The sequence below is a fragment of the Salana multivorans genome (assembly GCF_003751805.1).
Taxonomy (GTDB): Bacteria; Actinomycetota; Actinomycetes; order Actinomycetales; family Beutenbergiaceae; genus Salana; species Salana multivorans.
This window is the reverse complement of sequence record NZ_RKHQ01000002.1, coordinates 539,468-553,127: the sequence shown is the minus strand read 5'-3', so window position 1 is coordinate 553,127 and position 13,660 is coordinate 539,468. Positions and strand designations below refer to the sequence as shown.

Here is a 13,660-nt window from a genome sequence, read left to right as displayed (position 1 = left end):
CTGCGCATCCTGCTCGGAGTCGGAGGAGGCATCGCCGCCTACAAGGCGGTGGGCCTCCTCCGTCTGCTTTCCGAGGCGGGGCACGACGTCCACGTCGTGCCCACGCCCGCCGCGCTCGAGTTCGTCGGCCGCGCCACCTGGGAGTCGCTGGCCGGGCACCCGATCCACACCGACGTGTTCACCGGTGCGGCGGAGACGGAGCACGTCCACCTCGGGCGCAGCGTCGACCTCGCGATCGTCGCCCCCGCCACGGCGAACCTGCTCGCCCGCGCCGCGACCGGCCAGGCCGACGACCTCCTGACGGCGACGCTGCTCACCGTCACCTGCCCCGTGCTGTTCTCGCCAGCGATGCACACGGAGATGTGGCGGCACCCGGCGACGCAGGCCAACGTGGCGACGCTGCGCTCGCGCGGCGCGTTCGTCCTCGACCCCGCCTCCGGACGGCTCGCCGGGGCCGACTCCGGCCAGGGCCGACTGCCCGAGGCCGCCGACATCGCCGCCGCAGCGCTGGCGCTCGTGGCGCCGCGGGACCTCGTCGGTGTCCGGGCCGTCGTCACCGCCGGCGGGACCCGCGAGCCGCTCGACCCCGTGCGCTTCCTCGGCAACCGCTCCTCGGGCCGCCAGGGCCGCGCCGTCGCGGCCGCGCTCGCCGCCCGCGGAGCCGACGTCACGCTCGTCGCCGCCCACGTCGAGGTGCCGCTCGACCTGCCCGGCGTCACCGTCGAGCGGGTCTCCACGGCACTCGAGCTGGAACGTGCCGTGCGCGCCCTCGCACCGACGGCCGACGTCGTCGTCATGTCGGCGGCGGTGGCCGACTACCGGGTGGCCGAGGTCAGCTCCGCCAAGATCAAGAAGTCCGCCGACTCGCCCGGGCTCACGCTCGAGCTGGTCGAGAACCCCGACATCCTCGCCGGCCTCGTCCGCGACCGCGCGCTGCGGCGGGAGTCCGGTGACGCCGAGAGCGGGTCGACGCGACCGTCCGTCGTCGTGGGCTTCGCGGCCGAGACGGGCGACGCGGCCGGCGACACCGCCGACGGCGGTGGTGCGACGGTGCTCGACCACGGCCGCGCGAAGGCGCGGCGCAAGGGCGCCGACCTGCTCGCCGTCAACGCCGTGGGGGAGCGCGCCGGCTTCGGCGACGTGCCGAACGCCGTCACCGTGCTCGACGCGGCCGGCGACGTCGTGGGCGAGGTCGCCGGCTCGAAGGACGACGTCGCCCACGGACTGGTCGATCTCGTCGCGGCGCGCCTGGGTGTCGGAGGGCGCGACTAACCATCCCGACGAACGGCAAGGACTTCTACCCGCTCGAGGAGTATCGCCAGAAGCTGTCCGACTACCTGGCCGAGGCCGAGGCGTACGACCCCGCGGAGCCGCACGTCGGGGGCGCCGACCACCTGGCGGACAGCCCGCCTCAAGGGTTCGACGCACGGTGGCTCATCGGTGGGCTCGCCGTCTCCGGTGCGTGAGCGATCGGACTCGTCCTGACCCGCAAGAGGCGCGGGACGCACGACCTTCCACTCGGTGGGCGCGACTAGGCTGGCTCCCCGTGAGTCAGCTTCGTTCCTTCACGTCCGAGTCCGTCACCGAGGGTCACCCCGACAAGCTCAGCGACCTCGTCTCCGACTCGATCCTCGACGCGCTCCTGACCGAGGACGCCAGCGCACACGTCGCCGTCGAGACGCTCGTGACGACGGGGCTCGTCCACGTCGCCGGCGAGATCAACACGACCGGCTACGTCGAGATGCCGGCCCTGGTCCGCGGCGTCATCACGGGGGTGGGCTACACGTCGTCCGAGGTCGGGTTCGACGGCGCCTCCTGCGGCGTCTCGCTCTCCATCGGCCAGCAGTCGCACGAGATCGAGCAGGGCCTGGTGAAGTCCCACGAGCTGCGCGAGGGCGTCGCCATCGACCCCTACGACCTCCAGGGCGCCGGCGACCAGGGGCTCATGTTCGGGTACGCGAGCGACGAGACGCCCACCCTCATGCCGCTCCCGATCCACCTCGCGCACCGGCTCGCCGAGCGGCTGGCCGCGGTGCGCAGGTCCGGGGCGGTCCCGCACCTGCGGCCGGACGGCAAGACGCAGGTGACGATCGGGTACGAGGGGGACCGGCCCGTCGCGCTCGAGACCGTCGTCATGTCGGCGCAGCACGCGCCCGAGCTCGCGGAGGACGAGCTGGCCGCCGCACTGCGCTCCGAGGTGCTGGAGCCGGTCCTGGCCGAGCATGCGCCGGCCGGGCTCGACCTCGACGGGCTGCGGGTGCTCGTCAACCCGACCGGGGCGTTCACGATCGGCGGCCCGATGGGCGACGCCGGGCTGACCGGCCGGAAGATCATCGTCGACACCTACGGCGGCATGGCCCGCCACGGCGGCGGCGCGTTCTCCGGCAAGGACCCGTCGAAGGTCGACCGCTCGGCCGCCTACGCCATGCGCTGGGTGGCCAAGAACGTCGTCGCGGCCGGTCTCGCCCGCCGCTGCGAGGCGCAGGTGGCGTACGCCATCGGGCGCGCGCACCCCGTCGGCGTGTACGTCGAGACGTTCGGCACCGAGGCGCCCGGCGTGACGCCGGAGGCGATCGCCCGCGCGATCTCGCGCGTGTTCGACCTGCGACCGGCCGCGATCATCGACTCCCTCGACCTGCTCCGGCCGATCTACCGCCTGACCTCGAACTACGGCCACTTCGGCCGCGAGCTGCCCGAGCTGACGTGGGAGCGCACCGACCGCGTCGCGGAGCTGACCGCGGCGCTGTGAGATCGCGGCCCACGGCCAGCGCGTGGCGTCGCTCGGACGCGGGGGCGCTGAGCTCGGCCTTCCGGGCCGACCCCGCGCTCGCCGTCCAGGTCGGCGGTGCCGACCTCTCGACGACGGACGCCGCGGCCGCCTATCTGGCGAGCACGCTCGCCGATCCGGACGCGGCACCGCCGGAGGACGGCACCGACCGTGCCCCGCAACGACCGAGCGCGCTGCCGCGAACGCGCTCGTGGGCGATCGACGACGACGGGCTGGCCGTCGGCAGCGTCACCCTCTCGGCCATCGAGAGCCGGCACGGGACCGCCTGGGCCTCCTACTGGGTGGCGCCGTCCGCCCGGGGGCGCGGGCTCGCCGCCTCGGCCCTCGCCGCGGTGTCCGCGTGGGCGTTCGACGCGGGGCTGTTCCGGCTCGAGCTCGGGCACCGCGTCAACAACCCCGCCTCGTGCCGGGTCGCCGGCCGGGCCGGCTACCTCGTCGAGGGGATCGAGCGGGGCAAGCTGCGCTACGGCGCGGAGAGGTTCGACGTCGAGCTGCACGCGCGCCTCGCGACCGATCCGGACGCGACGGTCCGGGCCCTCCACCTCGTCTAGCCACCCGGGCCGCGGGGTGTCGGTGGTCCGTGGTGGGATGGTGCCCATGACGGAGGGACGGGACGGGGGCGAGAGCGCCGACCAGGCCGAGGCGACGCGGATCGCCGAGGTCGCCGTCGACACGCCCCTGCTCCATCTCGACCGGCCGTTCGACTACACGATCCCGCGCGACCTGGCGGGCGCCGGCTCGCCCGACGACGTCGTCCCCGGCACCCGCGTCAAGGTGCGCTTCGCCGGCCGCGACCGGGACGGCTGGGTCCTCGCGGTCCGGGACCGCGGCCCACAGGACGACGGCCGCACCCTCCAGCCGCTGCGTCGGCTGGTCTCACCCGTCGTGACCCTGACGCCGACGATCGCCGCCCTCGCCAGGGCCGTCGCCGACCGGTACGTCGGCACGCTCACGGACGTGCTGCGGTTCGCCGTGCCGAGCCGCCACGCGCGCGCCGAGACGGGCGTCCTGACGGCGCTGGAGAAGGCGGGGGAGCCGGCCGGCACCGTCGCGCCGTCGACGCGGCCCGACCCGCCGACGGACCCGGGCGGCTGGGCGCGCATCCACGGTGGCGAGGCCCTGCTGCGCCGGCTCGCCGCCGGCGAGGCACCGCGCGCGGTCTGGACGCACCTCGGCGGCCCCGACTCGGCGCGGGCCATGATCGCGCTGGCGGCTCGGGCGACGCGCGCGGCCGGGCGGTCCGTCCTCGTCGTCGTGCCCGACGTGCGCGACGTCGACCGCATCGCCCCCGTGCTGAGCGAGTCGCTGGGCGAGGAGGTCGTCCGGCTCGTCGCCTCCGACGGTCCCAGCGTCCGGGCGCGCGCGCACCTGCGGGCGCTCACCGGGCTCGCGAGGGTTGCGGTCGGGACGCGGTCGGCCGTCTGGGCGCCGCTCGTCGACCTGGGGCTCGTCGTGTGCTGGGACGACGGCGACGACTCCTACGCGGAGCAGCGGGCCCCGTACCCGTTCGCGCCGCAGGTGCTCGCGATGCGCGCCGAGCCGGAGCGGACCGCGCTGCTGTACGGCAGCGTCGGCCGGTCGGTGTGGTCCCACCACCTCGTCGCGACGGGCTGGGCCGCCCCGCTGCGGGCCGACCGGGCCACCGTCCGCGCGCTGACGCCGCGCGTCCACGCGCTGGACGAGGAGGACGTCGCCCGGACCGGCGCGCCGGCGCGCGTCCCGACGCCCGTGTGGCGCGCCATCGGCGACGGGCTGGAGCACGGCCCGGTGCTGGTCCAGTCGCCCCGCGCCGGCTACGTCCCGCACCTGGTCTGCGCGCAGTGCCGCGAGGTGGCGCGCTGCTCCGCCACCCTCGGCTGCGACGGCGCGCTGGCCTTCACTGACACCTCCCGCGACCCCGTCTGCGTGGTCTGCGGCGAGCTCGCGACGCGGTGGCGGTGCGTCGAGTGCGGCTCGACCCGGCTGCGCGCCATGCGCGTCGGCGTCCGCCGCACGGCCGAGGAGCTGGGCCGCGCGTTCCCGCGCACGCTCGTCACGGCGAGCGAGGCCGGCAGCCTCACGCTCGAGGTCGACCGGAGGCCGCGGATCGTGGTCGCGACGCCCGGCGCGGAGCCCGAGGCAGAGGACGGCTACGCCGCCGGCATGCTGCTGGACGCCCCGCTCGCCACGTCCCTTCCCGGGCTCACCGGCGGTGAGGAGGCGCTGCGCCGCTGGTTCAACGCCGCCTCGCTCGTGCGCGCCGACCGGCCCGTCCTCATCGCCGGGGGCGGCGACGTCCGGCTCGCCCAGACGCTCGTGCGGTGGGACCCCGACGGCGAGGCCGACCGCGAGCTCGCGGAGCGCCGCGAGCTGCACTTCCCGCCGACGGTGCGGGCGATCACGCTGACTGGCGGGCTCGACGCCGTCACCGACCTGCTCATGGAGATCGACCTGCCTGAGGGCGCCGAGCTCCTCGGCCCGTTCCCGGCTCCGCTCGAAGGCCGGGCGAGCGGCGGACGGCAGCGCCGGGCAGGCGCCGCTGAACCGGAGACCGAGGCCGCCGCCGACACCGTCCGAGCGCTCGTGCGCGCCCCCCTGGCCGCGGGCGCGGAGCTCAGCTCCGCGGTCCGGACCGGCATGGCCGTGCGAAGCGCGCACAAGCGGGAGGGAACGGTGCGCGTCGTCGTCGATCCGAAGGACTGGTGACGCCGGACACCTAGACTTCTCCGGTGCCCGAGAACCTCAGCTCACCGCGCCTGCGCGTCCTGTTCGCCGGCAGCCCCGACGTCGCGGTCCCGACGCTGCGCGCCCTCGCCGAGCGGCACGACGTCGTCGCGGTCCTCACCCGGCCGCCGGCGCGCCGTCGGCGGCGCGGCTCCGACGAGCCCAGCCCGGTCGCCGTCGCCGCGCGCGAGCTCGGGCTCCAGGTCCTGGAGTGGCCGACCCTGCGCACGCCGGAGGCCCGGGCCGCCGTCGAGGAGCTGGACGTCGACGTGGCGGTGGTCGTCGCCTACGGCGTGCTGGTCCCGGCCGCGCTGCTGGAGGTCCCTCGGCTCGGCTGGGTCAACCTGCACTTCTCGCTCCTGCCCGCCTACCGGGGCGCAGCGCCCGTGCAGTGGGCCGTCCGCAACGGCGACGAGCTCACCGGCGCGACCGTGTTCCGGCTCGAGACCGGCATGGACACCGGTCCGGTCATCGGCGCCATGACCGAGGTCGTCCGCCCCCGCGACACGAGCGGGGAGCTGCTGGCGCGGCTGTCCGTCGCCGGCGCCCCGTTCGTGCTCCGGTGCCTCGACGCGCTCGCCGCCGGCACCGCCGTCCTCGCGGAGCAGCCGACCGACGGCGTCAGCCTCGCCCCGCGCATCCTGCCCGCCGACGCGCGGGTGCCGTGGACGGCGCCCGCGCTGGCCGTCGACCGGTTCGTCCGCTCGATGACGCCGGCCCCGGGGGCGTGGACGGAGCTGGGCGGCGTCCGGGTCAAGCTCGGCCCCGTCCTCCCCGCCTGGGCGACGCGGCGCGGAGGGCCGCCCGAGGTCCCCGAGGGGCTGGAGCCGGGCGAGATCGCCGTGACGCGGACCGGGGTGTGGGTCGGCACGGGCGGTGGCGCGGTCGAGCTCGGCGACGTCGCTCCGGCCGGGAAGAGCTGGATGCGGGCGTCGGACTGGGCGCGCGGCGCGCGGCTCGAGCCCGGGGCAAGGTTCGACTGGTCCGCCGCCGGGTCCGGGCCGGAGGTGTCCGGATGAGCGTCGACGCCCCCCGTCGCGCGGCGTACGACGTCCTGCGCGCGGTGGCCGAGTCGGACTCCTACGCCAACCTCGTGCTGCCGCCGCTCCTCGCCGAGCGCCGGATCTCCGGTCGCGACGCGGCGTTCGCGACCGAGCTGGCCTACGGAACGCTGCGGCTGCGCGGCTACTACGACGCGGTCCTCGCGCTGTGTGCGACCCGGCCACTGTCAGAGATCGACCCGCGCGTGCTCGACGCGCTCCGGCTGGGCGCGCACCAGCTCCTCGGGATGCGCGTCCCGCCGCACGCGGGGGTGGCCTCGACGGTCGACCTCGTGCGGGACGTCGCCGGCCCCGGCGCGGCGAAGTTCGCGAACGCGGTGCTGCGCCAGGTCGGTCGGGCCGACCCGGCCGAGTGGGACCGACGCCTCGCCGAGCGGGCGACGGACCGGCTCGAGCTGCTGGCCGCCCGCACGTCGCACCCGGCGTGGATCGTCCGCGCGCTGCGCGAGTCCCTCGCGGCCGACGGCGCAGCCGGCGAGCTGGGCGAGCTGCTGACCGCCGACAACGCCGCACCGCGCGTCACGCTGGCGGCTCGGCCCGGCCTCGTGTCGGAGCGGGAGCTGGAGCGCGAGCACCACGTGTCGCCGTTCCCCGGCGTCCCGACGGCGTGGCACCTGGACGGGGGAGACCCCGGCCGCATCCCGGCGGTGCGCCAGGGCCGGCTGGGGGTCCAGGACGCCGGGTCGCAGCTCGTGACGCTCGCGTTCGCCGGGGCGCCGGTCACGGGACGCGATCGCGTCTGGGCCGACCTGTGCGCCGGCCCCGGCGGCAAGTCGGCGCTGCTCGGGGCGCTGCTCGCCGAGCGGACCGGCTGGGCCGACGGAGAGGCCGACGGCCGGTTCGACGACGAGGCCGAGACCGACGCCCGGCCCGTGCTGGTCGCCGGCGAGGTCCAGCCGCACCGCGTCGGGCTCGTGCAGCGCAGCGTCAAGGCCGTGCCGCGGGGGCTGATCGACGTCCGCCAGTGGGACGGCCGCGACCTCGGACGGGACGAGCCGGGCCGGTTCGACCGGGTGCTCGTCGACGCCCCGTGCACGGGCCTCGGCGCGCTCCGCCGCCGCCCGGAGGCTCGCTGGCGGCGCACCCCGGCCGACCTGGACTCGCTCACCGGCCTCCAGACCGCGCTCCTGACCTCGGCGATCGACGCGACGCGCCCCGGCGGCGTGGTCGGGTACGTGACGTGCTCGCCGCACCTGGCCGAGACGCGGGGGATCGTGGAGCCCGTCCTGGCGGGACGCGACGACGTCGAGCCGATCGACGCGGTCGAGGTGGCGCGGGCGGTGGCGCCGGGGCTCGCCGGCATCGCCGAGACCGACGGACGCGGACCGTTCCTCCAGCTCTGGCCGCACCGCCACGGCACCGACGCGATGTTCCTCGCGCTGCTGCGCCGCCGCTAGGAGCGCTGCCCCGCGTCCCACCAGCGCAGCACCCGCAGGGCGTGGAGCGTGAGCCAGGGGGAGGGCTCACCCACCGGGACGTCGATCTCGAACCAGCGCTCACCTGGCAGCCGGTAGCCCTGGTACCACCGACCGTCCTCGTGCCGCTGGGAGCGGAGCACCTCGACCGCCTCGGCCGCGCGCGGGTCGGGTGGCGCGCCGTCGGTCGCCGAGGCCCGACGCAGGTGGTCGAGCGCGCGGAGCGAGGAGTACACGGCGCGGAACGGATAGTGCAGCAGCCTGACCCACGGCCCGACCGGCTCGCCCGAGGACAGCCGGTACATCAGCCGGCGCTCCAGCAGGTACTCCTCGGCGCGGTGGCGCGCGTCCCGCAGGTCGTCCCGGCCCGTGTGCTGCTCCCACCAGAGGATCCCGGCGAGGGAGTTGATCGTGGAGTGGAACGACGAGCGCGTCGAGCCCTCGACCCACTCGCAGTTCCACCCGCCGTCGGGGAGCTGGTGCTCGAGGAACCAGGTGACGATCGGCTCGATGTCCGCGCCGAGCCAGGCGCCCGTGGCGAGGGTCTTGGCATTGATGCAGGCATCGACCTCACCGCCCCAGTAGGGCAGGTCGTCGTACTCCCACCGGACGGTCGTCAGCTTCTCGGCCGTGCCGGCGAGGAGTGCCGCGTCCAGCCCCCACTCGCGCAGCGTCGCGAGCGTCCAGGTCGTGGCCGTCCACGGCTGGCACAGGGGCTGGTCCTCGTCGCCCGGCGTGACGAGCGCGCGGGGATCGCGCCGGGTGGGGAAGAACGCGCCGCCGGCCCACTGACCGTCGGGGTCCTGCAGCCGGAGCAGCCGGGCGGCCATGCCCTCGGTCGCCATGAGCTCTCGGGTGGCACGCCACACGGGCTCGGGCTCGTCCAGCAGGTCGCGCTCGACCTGCCAGCGCAGCGCCGGGTCGGTGTCGAGCAGCCAGTCACGCACCTCGGGGTCCATGTCAGGACGGTACGGCACGCGGGCCGCCTTGGGGAGCTGACGCTAGGGTCGGGGCGTGGGTATCCGCATCACTCCGAGCATCCTCAACTCCGACGTGTCCGACCTGCGCGCGCAGCTCGATCTCATCGCCACGGCGGACTGGGCGCACGTCGACGTCATGGACAACCACTTCGTGCCCAACCTCACCTGGGGACTGCCGGTGGTCGAGGCGCTCGTGCCGATCACGCCGGTGCCGCTCGACATCCATCTCATGATCACCGACCCCGATCGCTGGGCGCCCGCCTACGCCGAGGCGGGTGCGCAGAGCGTCACGTTCCACGCCGAGGCGGCGAGCGCGCCGATCCGGCTGGCGCGCGAGCTGCGCCGGCTGGGCGCCCGCTCGGCCATGGCGCTCAAGCCGACGACCGAGCTCGACGCCTACCTCCCGGTGCTCCCGGAGCTGGACATGCTCCTCGTCATGACGGTCGAGCCCGGGTTCGGCGGGCAGTCGTTCATCGATCCCATGCTGGACAAGATCCGCCGCGCCCGCCGCGCCATCGCCGACCGCGACCTCGACATCCGGATCCAGGTCGACGGCGGGATCAACCCGGACACCATCGAGCGGGCCGCCGAGGCCGGTGCCGACACGTTCGTCGCCGGGACCGCCGTGTTCCGCGCGGAGGACCCGGCCGGGGCCATCGCGCGCCTGCGCGAGCTCGCCGAGGCCGGTCACGCGCGGGCGCACCGGCACTAGCTCGGCGAGGACGCGGGGCCCCGTCGACGGCGTCGGCGCGGCCGGCAGGTCCGCGTCACCAGGGCCGCCGTCAGCGCGGCCGTGACCGCGGCCAGCCCGACGCCGGCGAGCAGGCCGGCTCCGCCGTCGAGCAGACCGAGCCCGTACACCACGAGGTCCACCGGCTGCGAGACCAGCCGCAGCAGTCCTCCCGTCGCGGCGCCAACGATGCCGGCGGTCAGGATCCGCGACCACCGGGCCAGCGGCGCGGCCCCGACCAGCACGCACCAGGTCACGACCCCGACGACGCCAGCCCAGATCAGGGCGGGCACGCCCCAGATCAAGATGGTGACCACGACCGCGGCCAGGGAGTTGAGGATCAGCTGTCCGTCGACGGGGTTCGCGTCCTCCACGGTGAACCGGACGACGCCGAGCACCGCCACCGCCACGACGCCGACCCACAGCGCGTGAAGGACGACGCGGCCCAGGCGGGGTGCATCGACCGGCGCGCGCACCGGCACGGCATCGGCGGTCCCGGGCGGCAGCTCGGCCACCGGGTGCGCCGGCAGGGGGACGTCTCCGTGCTCCGTCGTCATGCCTCCCACCCTGGCGTGGCCGCCCGCGGTGTCCATGGCCGCGCTCCCCGTCGCGCACGATCGCCACGCAACCTCCACCCGTTCGACTAGGCTGTGACCACACACGTGCTCCGGGGTCGGTGAAAGTCCGAGCCGGCGGTGACAGTCCGCGACCCGCAGCCGTGGCCGGTTCGTCCGGCCTCGGTGGCGGTTGACCTGGTGGAACTCCAGGACCGACGGTGAAAGTCCGGATGGGAGGAAGCACGGGGGAGCGCTCTCGCGCCCCCTGCGTGGTGGTGCGCCCGCACCACCACGCTGCTCGACCACCCCGGAACGCGACGACGCGACCGGGAGGCGAGATGACGCGGCTGACCACGGCCCCACCCCGTGCTGGCGCGCGCGCCGGCGCTCCGCGCCGAGCCACACGCATCGCGACGACCCTCCTGCCCGCGCTCGTCCTCGCCGTCGCCCTCCTGCTCCTGTGGACCTGGGGCTCCGGCCGGCTCGGCCGCACGCTCCTGCCGTCCCCGGGAGCGGTCGTCGCGGCGCTGCGCGAGCTGGCCGCGACGGGCGACCTGTGGCCAGCGACGCTGGCGACCGCCGGCGTCGCGCTCTGGGGCATCGGCATCGCCGTCGTCGTCGCGCTCCCGCTCGCCTGGATCATCGTCCACTCGCGGGCGGCGGCCGCCGCCGTCGAGCCCTACGTCGCGATCTCGCAGGCCATCCCGGCCATCGCGATCGCGCCGCTGCTGGCCCTCTGGTTCGGGTACGGCAACGGGACGACGGCGCTGCTCGCCGCCGTCATCGTGTTCTTCCCCGTCGTCATCGCCACGACGCTCGGCCTGCGCTCGCTCGACCCGGACGTCATCGGGGCCGCGCGCGTCGACGGCGCCGGGACGTGGCAGCTCCTGCGCCACCTCGAGATCCCGCTCGCGGCGCCGGAGACGCTCGCCGGCCTGCGCGCCGGCGTCGCGCTCGCCATGACGGGCGCGATCGTCGGCGAGTTCGTCCTCGGCGGGCACGGCCTCGGCCAGCTCCTCGTCGCGCAGCGCGACCGCACCGACACGGCCGGCATGTTCGCCACCCTCGTGGTCATCGGTGGGGTCTCCGCCGCCGGCTACTTCCTCGTCCGCCTCGCCGAGCACCGTGCTCGGCGGCTCACCCAGGCCTGACCGACGCGTCCCACCCGAGAGGACCCATCCATGGCACGCACCACCCACCGCCCCCGCCAGCTCCGCCCGTTGCGCGGACTCGCCGTCGTCGCGGCGCTCGCTGCGCTGACCGCCTGCGCGACCGTCGGGGCGCCGACCCCGCCGTCGTCCGACGGATCGCCGACCGGCTCGGCCGGCTCGTCGGAGGGCTCCTCCCGCGCCCCAGACGACCTCGTCCCCGTCGTGCTCGGGCTGACGTACGTCCCCGACGTCCAGTTCGCGCCGTTCTACACGGCCGTGGCGAACGGGTACTACGCGGACGCCGGCTTCGACGTCACGCTGCGCCACCACGGCGTCAACGAGGGCCTGTTCACCGCGCTCGAGGCGGGCGAGGAGGACCTCGTCGTCGCCAGCGGGGACGAGGTCCTGATGAGCCGCGCCGGGGGCAGCAACCTCCAGCAGGTCGCGACGGTCTACGCGCAGTCGCCGCAGGCGCTGCTCGCGCCGACCGGGGGGCGCGTCAGCTCGCTCGAGTCGGTCGCCGGCGCGACGGTCGGCATCCCGGGGGAGTTCGGCTCGACCTGGCTCGCCCTGCAGATCCTGCTCTCCGACGCCGGCCTCACGCTCGACGACATCACCGTCAAGAGCATCGGCTACACGCAGGTGACGGCGCTCGTGACGCACCAGGTGGACGCCGTCGTGGGCTTCTCCACCTCGGACGCGATCCGGCTGGCGGACGCCGGCGTCGAGGTCACGGTCTTCCCGGTCGGCAACCTCGTGAGCATCGGCATCGCTGCCCCGCAGGACACGGCCCTCACGCCGGAGCAGCTCGCGGCGTTCCGCGACGCGACGATGCAGGGCGCCGCCGCCGTCACCGCCGACCCGGAGGCCGCCGTCGAGCTGGCCGCCACCTACATCCCCGGCATGACCTCGGCCGCGAAGAAGGACGCGCTCGCCGTCATCACGGCCACGACGAAGCTCTACGGCCACGACGGCCTGACCGATCCGGCGCGCTGGCAGTCCATGGCGCGCGCCATGGTGGACGCCGGGATGATCGAGAGCATCCCGGAGAACGGCTACGTCAACCCGCCCGAATGAGCCCTCGGTAGACTCGCTGCCCGTGAAGACCTTCGATGACCTGTTCGCCGAGCTGCGCGAGAAGGCCGCCCTGCGGCCGGAGGGATCGGGCACGGTCCAGGAGCTCGACGCCGGCGTCCACTTCATCGGCAAGAAGCTGGTGGAGGAGGCCGCGGAGTCCTGGATGGCCGCCGAGCACGAGGGGCCCGAGCGCGCGGCCGAGGAGCTGTCCCAGCTCCTGTACCACGCGCAGGTCATGATGATCGCGGCCGGACTCGACCTCGAGGACGTCTACCGCCACCTGTGAGCCGGCACGCGCAGCTCACCGCCCCCGACCTGCCTCACCCCACCTGTCTGACCCGATCTGAAGAGACCATGCTGCGAATCGCCGTCCCCAACAAGGGCTCCCTGTCCGACCCCGCGTGCCAGATCCTCGCCGAGGCCGGCTACCGGCAGCGCCGCGAGGGGCGCGAGCTCGTCCTCGTCGACGCCGACAACGACGTCGAGTTCTTCTTCCTGCGTCCGCGCGACATCGCCGTGTACGTCGGTTCGGGCACCGTCGACGCCGGGATCACCGGCCGCGACCTGCTCATCGACTCCGGCGTCGAGGCGATCGAGCACCGACCGCTCGGCTTCGCGCGGTCGCGGTTCCACTTCGCTGCCCCGTCGGTCGCGATCTCCAGCGTCGCCGACCTCGCGGGGAAGCGGATCGCGACGTCCTACCGCGTCCTGGTCGAGCGGTACCTCGCCGAGCGCGGCGTCGCGGCCGACGTCATCCGGCTCGACGGAGCGATCGAGTCGACCGTCCAGCTCGGCGTCGCCGACGCCGTCGCCGACGTGGTCGAGACGGGCTCGACGCTGCGGGCCGCCGGACTGTCGACGTTCGGCGACGTCCTGCTCGAGTCCGAGGCCGTGCTCATCCGTCCGCTGGGCGACCCGCGGCCCGGGTTCGACGTCCTCGACCGCCGCATCCAGGGCGTCCTGACCGCGCGCGAGTACGTGCTCATGGAGTACAACATCCCCGCCGACCTGCTCGAGCGGGCCGTTGAGGTCGCGCCGGGGCTGGAGTCGCCGACCGTCTCGCCGCTGCACGAGAGCGGCTGGGCCGCCGTCCGGACGATGGTGCCGCGTCGCGTGAGCCACCGCGTCATGGACGAGCTCTACGAGATGGGCGCGCGCGCGATCCTCGTCACCAAGATCCACGCGTCCCGGATCTAGC

Annotated in this window: 13 protein-coding genes and 1 riboswitch; of the genes, 11 read left to right on the top strand and 2 right to left on the bottom strand. The window is 75.3% G+C overall.

All coding sequences use genetic code 11. From position 1 onward, the window contains the following. The 6 genes from coaBC to EDD28_RS14735 all read left to right on the top strand — a co-directional run bounded on the left by coaBC (window position 1) and on the right by EDD28_RS14735 (window position 7,949). A complete protein-coding gene (gene coaBC, locus EDD28_RS14760; protein WP_123740514.1) occupies window positions 1-1,272 on the top strand; it encodes a bifunctional phosphopantothenoylcysteine decarboxylase/phosphopantothenate--cysteine ligase CoaBC in 1,272 nt (423 codons plus the stop codon). A gap of 274 nt (window positions 1,273-1,546) precedes the next feature. Further along, window positions 1,547-2,749 (top strand): methionine adenosyltransferase, encoded by a 1,203-nt coding sequence (metK, locus tag EDD28_RS14755; RefSeq protein ID WP_123740513.1) that lies wholly within the window; start codon window positions 1,547-1,549, stop codon window positions 2,747-2,749. Further along, window positions 2,746-3,339 carry a GNAT family N-acetyltransferase gene (locus tag EDD28_RS14750; protein ID WP_123740512.1) on the top strand — a complete coding sequence of 198 codons (594 nt, stop codon included), beginning with the start codon at window positions 2,746-2,748 and terminating at the stop codon, window positions 3,337-3,339. The genes metK and EDD28_RS14750 overlap by 4 nt, the downstream gene beginning before the upstream one ends. Window positions 3,340-3,385: 46 nt before the next feature. After that, complete coding sequence (locus EDD28_RS17520; RefSeq protein ID WP_170169511.1) at window positions 3,386-5,473, top strand: primosomal protein N' family DNA-binding protein; 2,088 nt, start codon at window positions 3,386-3,388, stop codon at window positions 5,471-5,473. A 23-nt stretch (window positions 5,474-5,496) separates the two neighbouring features. Continuing rightward, window positions 5,497-6,510 carry a methionyl-tRNA formyltransferase gene (locus EDD28_RS14740; protein WP_425469985.1) on the top strand — a complete coding sequence of 338 codons (1,014 nt, stop codon included), beginning with the start codon at window positions 5,497-5,499 and terminating at the stop codon, window positions 6,508-6,510. Beyond that, the gene (locus EDD28_RS14735) at window positions 6,507-7,949 is read left to right on the top strand and encodes an RsmB/NOP family class I SAM-dependent RNA methyltransferase (protein ID WP_123740511.1); all 1,443 of its coding nucleotides are present in this window, start codon (window positions 6,507-6,509) and stop codon (window positions 7,947-7,949) included. Before EDD28_RS14740 ends, EDD28_RS14735 begins: the two co-directional genes overlap by 4 nt. Here EDD28_RS14735 and EDD28_RS14730 read toward each other — a convergent pair. Further along, the gene (locus tag EDD28_RS14730) at window positions 7,946-8,926 is read right to left on the bottom strand and encodes a squalene cyclase (RefSeq protein WP_123740510.1); all 981 of its coding nucleotides are present in this window, start codon (window positions 8,924-8,926) and stop codon (window positions 7,946-7,948) included. The genes EDD28_RS14735 and EDD28_RS14730 overlap by 4 nt on opposite strands. A 55-nt stretch (window positions 8,927-8,981) precedes the next feature. Here EDD28_RS14730 and rpe point away from each other — a divergent pair, with 55 nt between their 5' ends. Continuing rightward, window positions 8,982-9,659 carry a ribulose-phosphate 3-epimerase gene (gene rpe, locus EDD28_RS14725; protein ID WP_123740509.1) on the top strand — a complete coding sequence of 226 codons (678 nt, stop codon included), beginning with the start codon at window positions 8,982-8,984 and terminating at the stop codon, window positions 9,657-9,659. Here rpe and EDD28_RS14720 read toward each other — a convergent pair. Further along, complete coding sequence (locus EDD28_RS14720; protein WP_123740508.1) at window positions 9,656-10,234, bottom strand: hypothetical protein; 579 nt, start codon at window positions 10,232-10,234, stop codon at window positions 9,656-9,658. The genes rpe and EDD28_RS14720 overlap by 4 nt on opposite strands. 103 nt (window positions 10,235-10,337) lie before the next feature. Continuing rightward, window positions 10,338-10,480: riboswitch (FMN riboswitch) on the top strand. 92 nt (window positions 10,481-10,572) lie between these two features. Between EDD28_RS14720 and EDD28_RS14715 the strand changes: the two genes are divergently transcribed. The 4 genes from EDD28_RS14715 to hisG all read left to right on the top strand — a co-directional run bounded on the left by EDD28_RS14715 (window position 10,573) and on the right by hisG (window position 13,659). Next, window positions 10,573-11,385, top strand: a complete 813-nt coding sequence (locus EDD28_RS14715) for an ABC transporter permease (RefSeq protein ID WP_123740507.1) — start codon at window positions 10,573-10,575, stop codon at window positions 11,383-11,385. A 30-nt stretch (window positions 11,386-11,415) separates the two neighbouring features. Further along, the gene (locus tag EDD28_RS14710; RefSeq protein WP_123740506.1) at window positions 11,416-12,462 is read left to right on the top strand and encodes an ABC transporter substrate-binding protein; all 1,047 of its coding nucleotides are present in this window, start codon (window positions 11,416-11,418) and stop codon (window positions 12,460-12,462) included. 22 nt (window positions 12,463-12,484) lie between these two features. Beyond that, window positions 12,485-12,748 carry a phosphoribosyl-ATP diphosphatase gene (locus tag EDD28_RS14705; RefSeq protein WP_123740505.1) on the top strand — a complete coding sequence of 88 codons (264 nt, stop codon included), beginning with the start codon at window positions 12,485-12,487 and terminating at the stop codon, window positions 12,746-12,748. 68 nt (window positions 12,749-12,816) lie between these two features. Next, window positions 12,817-13,659: an ATP phosphoribosyltransferase gene (gene hisG / locus EDD28_RS14700; protein WP_123740504.1), complete on the top strand. Its 843-nt coding sequence runs from the start codon at window positions 12,817-12,819 to the stop codon at window positions 13,657-13,659. Window position 13,660 lies beyond the last annotated feature (1 nt).